This window comes from uncultured Roseicyclus sp. (genome assembly GCF_937892565.1).
Classification (GTDB): Bacteria; Pseudomonadota; Alphaproteobacteria; order Rhodobacterales; family Rhodobacteraceae; genus Roseicyclus.
In genome coordinates this window covers 62480-69068 of the sequence record NZ_CALAHQ010000060.1, presented here as the reverse complement: position 1 = coordinate 69068, position 6589 = coordinate 62480, and the positions used below count along the sequence as shown (strand labels likewise).

The following is a 6589-nucleotide window of genomic DNA, read 5'->3' as shown; positions in this document are numbered from 1 at the left end:
GCCAATGCCGCCGATCCATCGCAGCGGATGGGCAAACCCGGCGGCAAACCCTTTGGCGGCAAACCCGCAGGCAAACCCGGCGGAGCCGGACCGCGCCCGGCCGGCGGCAAACCCTTTGGCGGCAAGCCCTTTGGTGGCAAGCCCTTTGGCGGCAAGGGCGGCACACCGCCCCGGCGCAAGGATTGACGGAAAAACCGGATCACAAGGCGGGATTGCACAGCATCCCGCCTTGCGCGCGGGCCGCATGAAAGGATATTTTCATGACCATGGCGCCCTCACCCAAGATGTCCTTTGTATCGCGCATCCGCGAGGCGACGCCCGGTTTTCACCCCAGTGAATTGCGGCTGGCCGAGGCGATCTTGCATTTTCCGGGTCAGATCGCGAGCTACACCGCCACCGAGCTGGCGCAAATGGCGGGCGTGTCGAATGCCACCGTGACGCGGTTTGTCCGCAAGATCGGCTACACCTCGTTTGAGGCGGCACGCCAGGCGGTGCGCGCCGAGCAAATGGCGGGAACCGCGCTGTTGCGGGTGAACCGCGACGGCGCCTCTGGCGATGGGCATTCGGCCCGCCATCTGGCACAGGCCCATGACAATCTTGACCTGAGCCTTGCCGGGCTGGATGCACAAGAGATCGCCAGCCTTGTGGCGGACATGGCATCGGCCAAGCGGCTTTGGGTGCTGGGCTTTCGCGCGGGCCAGGCCTTTGCCCGCTATCTGGCATGGCAGGTGCTTCAGGTCCGTTCCGATGTGATCACCCTGCCGCGCGATGGCGAAACACTGGCCGAAAGTCTGGCCGCGATCGGACCGGGGGATTGCGTCATTGTTTTCGCCCTGCGCCGACCGCCCCGCATGTTGGGCCATGTGGTCGCGGAATTGGCGCGCAGCGGCGGCGCAACCGCCTTGATCGGGGATATTGCGGGATTGGATGGCTTGCCCGCGCGCTGGCATCTGCCTTGCAGCACGACGGGCGCGGGCGCGCTGTTCGATCATGCAGGCGTGATGGCGATCTGCGGGTTGCTGGCATCCCTGACGATGGAACAGGCTGGTGCAGCCGGCCGGGCACGGCTTGGCGTGATCGAACGCATCCACGATTCGCTCGACGAGATCTGAGCGCGGCGCATCGGCGCCACGCAACATCACTGCCCATCCGCGCAGATTTCATGCCCATTTTGTGGGCGTTGAGAAAACCCGTGCTGGATTTTCGTGTGAAAATCATTTTTCATGTGACGGCATCAAAGAAAAAATCCTTGCTCAAGCCGATGTCCTCATCGCCCCCACCATTGGAAAGGATCATGACATGACCGTGCTGAGAAAGTCGCTTTTCGTGGCCGTGGCCAGCCTTGCGCTGCCCGGTGCCGCCGTTGCCCAGAGCGTGCTGCAAATCAACTCATCCCTGCCGGAAGGCTCTTTTGCGCATGTGTTCTTGCAGGAATATGAATCGCGGCTGGAAGCGGCCAGCAACGGCGCGATCGATGTGGAAATCTTCATGTCGAACACGCTCGGGTCCGAAGAAGACGTGTTGCAGGGGCTTGGCCTTGGCACGCATCACGCCTCGCTGTCGGCATCGGCCATTGCACAGATCAACCCGCGCACGGCAATCTTCGATCTGCCCTATCTGTTCGAAGACCGCGCCGCCGTGCAGACATTCGCCACCAGCCCCGCGGGCGCGATGATGGCGGATGGCTTTCAGGGCACCGGCATGGTGCTGGCCGCGATGTGGGACAATGGCTTTCGCCAGATCACCAACAAGGTTCGCCCCATCGTGGTGCCCGCCGATCTGGTCGGTCTGAAGATCCGCACCCCCACCAGCCGCCAGCGCGTCGAAATGTTCAACACGCTGGGCGCCAATGCCACCCCGCTGTCCTTTGGCGAGGTCTATTCCGCGCTGGATCAGGGCGTGATCGACGGTCAGGAAAACCCCGCCCAGATCGTCGACAGCGCGCGCCTTTACGAGGTGCAATCCTATCTGTCCTTGTCCAACCACGTCTATCTGCCGACATTCCTGGTCTTTGGCGAACCCTATCTGGCCACGCTGAGCGCAGAGTTGCGCGAAACCGTGATGGCGGTGGCCGCCGATGTGGCGCCATGGTCCTTTGTCTGGGGTGAGACGACCGATACCGAGGTGCTGGCATCGCTGGCCGACCGCATCGCGATCAACGAGATCGATTTCGCCGCCTTTCAGGCCGCCGCTGCACCGCTCTATGAAAGCCCGACCTTCGTGGATGTGATCGGCGCCGACATGATCGCGGCGACACTGGCCGCGCTTGGCATCGAGTGATGAAACAGGAGCATCCCGGCATGGCCCCGATCCCCGCCTTGATTGCGCGTCTCGACCTGTGGTTGACGCGCGTGCTGGATGCGGCGGTGGTGGGCATGGCCGGGTTGCTCTTTGTGCTTTTGAACGTGGCGGTGTTTACCCGCTTTGCGCTGAACAACTCGGTCTCCTGGTCCGAGGAATTGCCCGCCCATGTTCTGGCCGCGCTGACCTTTATCGGTGCGGCCTATCTCACGCGCACCTCCGAGCATTTGGGTTTTGACGCCGTGGTGCGGATCATGCGGCCGGGCCTCAAGCGCGCGGTGATGGCTGCGAACCTGATCCTGATGGCAGGGTTCGGCGCCATGCTGGCGTGGTATGGCGGCATCGCCGCCGCCAGCTTTGGCACGCGCATGCTGATTTCCGTCGATCTGCCGATGGGGCTGTTTCGCTGGGCCATGCCCGTGGGCGGCGCGCTGATCGCGCTGATCAGCGTCACACGGCTGGCCGGTCTGCTGAGCGGTCAGGTCGATCCCGATGATCTTTTGCCCGAAAGCGATGCATGATGTTTCTTGATCCCGGCTGGATCATCCTGATCCTTCTTGTCGTGCTGCTGGTCATGGGCTTGCCCATCGCCTTTGTGCTGGGCGTGACGGCCGCCGCGATGATCGTGCTTGATCCCGCTGTGGTGCCCCAGATCATCGGGCTGATCCCGTTTGGGGGGGCCAACAATTATCTGCTGGTGGCGGCGCTCTTGTTCATGATCGCGGGCGAGGTGATGAACCAGGGCCGGATCGCGGAAAAGCTCATCGCCTTTGCCTCCAGCCTCGTGGGGCATGTCCGGGGCGGGCTTGCGCATGTCAACATTCTGACGTCGCTTTTCTTTTCCGAGATTTCGGGCACGGCCACCTCGGATGCGGCGGCGATCGGATCGGTGATGATCCCGCAGATGAAGAAACGCGGCTACCCGGCCGCCTTTGCGGCCGCCGTCACCTCGACCTCGGCCACGATGGCGATCATCGTGCCGCCATCGCTGAACCTGATCTTGTATGCCTATGTCGCCAATGCCTCGATCGCCGAGCTGTTTGCAGCCGGCATCGTGCCGGGCTTTCTGGTCTGCGGGCTGTTGATGGCCACGGCCTATGTCATCTCGGTCAAGCGCGGCTATCCGACCGAGGGGGCCTTCAGCCTTGGGCGCGTCTGGGATACGGGCAAGGATGCCGCCATTCCCCTGACGCTGCCGATCCTGATCCTTGTGGGCATTCTGGGGGGCATCTTTACCGCGACCGAAGCGGGCGCCATTGCGGCCTTCTGGTCGATCATTCTGGCGGTGTTTCTCTATCGCACCATCCGTCTGGGCAATCTGATCGACACCTTCCGCGTTGCAGGCAAGCGCAGCGCCATGTTGATGTTCATCGTCGCCACCTCGACGCTGCTGGGCTGGTATCTGACCAACCAGCGCATCCCGCAAGACATCGCACAGGCGATCCTGGGCATTTCGGACAATTACTGGGTGGTGCTGGCGGCGATCAACATCTTCTTCCTGCTGGCGGGCACGATCATCCATGGCACGCCTGCCATCTTGATGCTGGTGCCGATCTTCCTGCCGCTGGCCGACCAGCTTGGCATCGACCGGGTGCATTTCGGGCTGATCCTGACGATCAACCTTGGCATCGGGCAACAGACGCCGCCCGTCGCCTCGGTGGTGCTGATCACCTGTGCCATCGCCAAGATCTCCATCGCCAGGATCATCCCCTCGCTGATGTGGTTCTTGCTGGCGATGCTGGTGGCGCTGATCCTGGTCAACATCTTTCCCGCGCTTGTGCTGTGGCTGCCCTCGGTGATCTTGTGATGCGGCTGTTGATCGTGAACCCCAACACATCGGCCGGGGTGACGGCGCGCATCGATGCGGCCGCACAGGCCGTGGCAGGCCCCGGGGATCGCTTTGTCACGGTTTCGGCGCTGTCGGGTCCGCCGCTGATCGTGACCGAGGCCGATACGCAAGCCGCCATCGCGGGCGTGCTGGGGGCTGTCGCGCAGCATCAAGATACCGTCGATGGGATCGTTCTGGCCTCGTTCGGGGATACGGGCGCGGCCGAGGTGCGCGCGGCCTATCCGCATCTGCCGGTTCTGGGCATCGCCGAGGCCGCCTTTGCCGAGGTGCGCAAGATGGGCGGCGCCTTTGCCATCGTGACCTTCGCCCCCGAGGTGGCCGGGCCGCTGTTGGCCATGGCTGCACGCCATGGGGTGGGTGAGCGGTTGCTCAAGGTGGCGCATCTGCCCGACAGGCTGCGCCATCGGCCAGACGAGATCGCCGATGCCCTGTTCGAACCGCTGGCAGAATTGTGCCGCGACTGCGCGGCCCAAGGCGCGCAAAGCATCGTTCTGGGCGGTGGGCCCTTGGCCGGTCTGGCGGCGCGGATCGCGCCGGGGTGCCGCGTTCGCGTCATCGACGGCACTCAGGCCGCCATCGCCGCGCTGCGCAGCCATGTCAGGGGGCCCGTTCGTCGCAGGGCCGCTTGGGCACCGTCGGGCCATTAGGCCAAAAGACCAGACCCGGCCCCCACATCGCCCGGCGCCACCGAGACCGATTTCACAATGGCATGAACCGCCACCCCGGGCACAAGACCCAGCGCCCCGGCCGAGCGGCGGGTGATGCGCGCCAACACGCGCCCCGCCGGCGTGTCGACCGACACGATGGCACCGGGCCCTGCGCCCGTGCGCAGGTCCCGAACCACGCCGGGCAGGATATTGAGCGCCGAAAGCCCTTCGGGGCGGTTGCGCGACAAGATCACGTCATGGGCCGCGATGCGCACCCGCAAGACGGTGCCGGGGGCTTGCACCAGTTTGGGCAGAAACAGGGGAATGCCGGTTGCGTCCAATTCGGTCAGGCCGTCGTCATGGTGGCCGACCACCCGCGCCGTGATCAGCGCGCCCGCCTCGCGCGCGCCCAAGGGCAAGACGGCGGGATCGCCCAGCACCTCGGCGGCGGGGCCTTGCGCGATGACGCGCCCGGCCTCGATGGCGATGACGGTGGTGGCCAGTCGCGCCACCTCGGCTGCGGAATGGCTGACATAGAGGATGGGGATCTTCACCTCGTCGCGCAGCCGTTCCAGATAGGGCAGGATTTCGGCCTTGCGGGCGTCATCCAATGCCGCCAGCGGCTCATCGGCCAAGATCAGGCGCGGCGCCGACAACAGCGCCCGCCCGATGGCCACGCGTTGTTTTTCGCCCCCCGACAGCGCACCGGGCCGCCGATCAAGCAGCGCGCCCAACCCCAGCAGATCGACGATGCGCCCCATATCCTCGCGCGGGGCATCCTTGGGCGCGAACCATGCGCCATAGCGCAGGTTCTGGCCCACGCTCAGATGGGGAAACAGCCGCCCTTCCTGAAAGATATAGCCCAGACGGCGGCGGTGCGGTTTGAGCGCAATGGAATGCCGCGTGTCAAGCAACACCCAATCCTCGACCGCGATACGCCCCTGATCGGGCCCAAGCAGCCCCGCCACCGCATGGACAAGGCTGGTCTTGCCCGACCCCGACCGCCCGAACAGCACCGTCACACCGGGGGGGGCGCAAAATTGCGCGTCCAGCGTGAAGCTGCCAAAGTCATGGGTGATCGCCACCTCCAGCATCACGCCCCCCCGACGCGCGCCGCAACGCGCCGCGCCAAGATTTCCGACAGCACCAACGCCCCCATCGCCACCACGACCGACACGATGACCAGCGCCATCGCCGAACCCTCGCCGCCGGGCACCTGCAAGAACGCATAGATCGCGGACGGGATCGTGCGGGTTTCACCGGGGATGTTGGACACAAAGGTGATGGTCGCGCCAAATTCCCCCATCGCCTTGGCAAAGGCCAGGATCGTGCCCGCCACGATCCCCGGCAGCGCCATGGGCAAGGTGACGGTCACAAACACCCAAAACGGCGCAGCCCCCAAGGTGGCGGCGGCCTGTTCCAGCCTGGGGTCCACCGCCTCGATCGACAGCCGGATCGCGCGCACCATCAGCGGAAAGGCCATGATCGCGGCAGCCAGCGCCGCCCCCGTCCAGCGAAAGGCCAAGACGATCCCCCAATCGGCCAGCACGCCACCGATCGGCCCGCGCGTGCCAAAGCCCAGCAACAGCAGATACCCCGTGACGACAGGCGGCAAGATCAAGGGCAGATGCACCAGACCATTCACCAGCTGTTTGCCCGGAAAGGACCAGCGCGCCAAGGCATAGGCCACAAGGATGCCCATGGGCAGGCTGAAGAGCGTGGCCCAGAATGACACGCGCAACGACAGCGCCACGGCACGCCATTCCTCGGGGCCTAGCCAATCGGTCATGAT

The 6589-nt window shown here is 64.9% G+C and carries 8 protein-coding genes; 6 read left to right on the top strand and 2 right to left on the bottom strand.

Going from position 1 to position 6589, the window contains the following annotated elements:
• From Q0094_RS07965 to Q0094_RS07940, 6 genes are all read left to right on the top strand, one after another.
• Positions 1-186: hypothetical protein (locus Q0094_RS07965; protein ID WP_297617480.1), on the top strand; the 186-nt coding region annotated here is incomplete at its 5' end.
• A 74-nt stretch (positions 187-260) separates the two neighbouring features.
• Positions 261-1112 (top strand): MurR/RpiR family transcriptional regulator, encoded by an 852-nt coding sequence (locus Q0094_RS07960; RefSeq protein ID WP_297617477.1) that lies wholly within the window; start codon positions 261-263, stop codon positions 1110-1112.
• Positions 1113-1299: 187 nt separating this feature from the next.
• A complete protein-coding gene (locus Q0094_RS07955) occupies positions 1300-2280 on the top strand; it encodes a TRAP transporter substrate-binding protein (protein WP_297617475.1) in 981 nt (326 codons plus the stop codon).
• A 20-nt stretch (positions 2281-2300) separates the two neighbouring features.
• A complete protein-coding gene (locus Q0094_RS07950; protein WP_297617473.1) occupies positions 2301-2822 on the top strand; it encodes a TRAP transporter small permease in 522 nt (173 codons plus the stop codon).
• On the top strand, positions 2822-4108 hold the full coding sequence (locus Q0094_RS07945) for a TRAP transporter large permease (RefSeq protein WP_297617471.1): 1287 nt from the start codon (positions 2822-2824) through the stop codon (positions 4106-4108). Before Q0094_RS07950 ends, Q0094_RS07945 begins: the two co-directional genes overlap by 1 nt.
• A complete protein-coding gene (locus Q0094_RS07940) occupies positions 4108-4797 on the top strand; it encodes an aspartate/glutamate racemase family protein (RefSeq protein ID WP_297617469.1) in 690 nt (229 codons plus the stop codon). The genes Q0094_RS07945 and Q0094_RS07940 overlap by 1 nt, the downstream gene beginning before the upstream one ends.
• On the opposite strand, the gene modC is transcribed toward Q0094_RS07940, so the two are convergent.
• Both modC and modB read right to left on the bottom strand, forming a co-directional pair.
• Positions 4794-5891, bottom strand: a complete 1098-nt coding sequence (gene modC / locus Q0094_RS07935; RefSeq protein WP_297617467.1) for a molybdenum ABC transporter ATP-binding protein — start codon at positions 5889-5891, stop codon at positions 4794-4796. The genes Q0094_RS07940 and modC overlap by 4 nt on opposite strands.
• Positions 5891-6586, bottom strand: coding sequence for a molybdate ABC transporter permease subunit (modB, locus tag Q0094_RS07930; RefSeq protein ID WP_297617465.1), 696 nt, complete (start codon positions 6584-6586; stop codon positions 5891-5893). Before modB ends, modC begins: the two co-directional genes overlap by 1 nt.
• Positions 6587-6589: the final 3 nt, after the last annotated feature.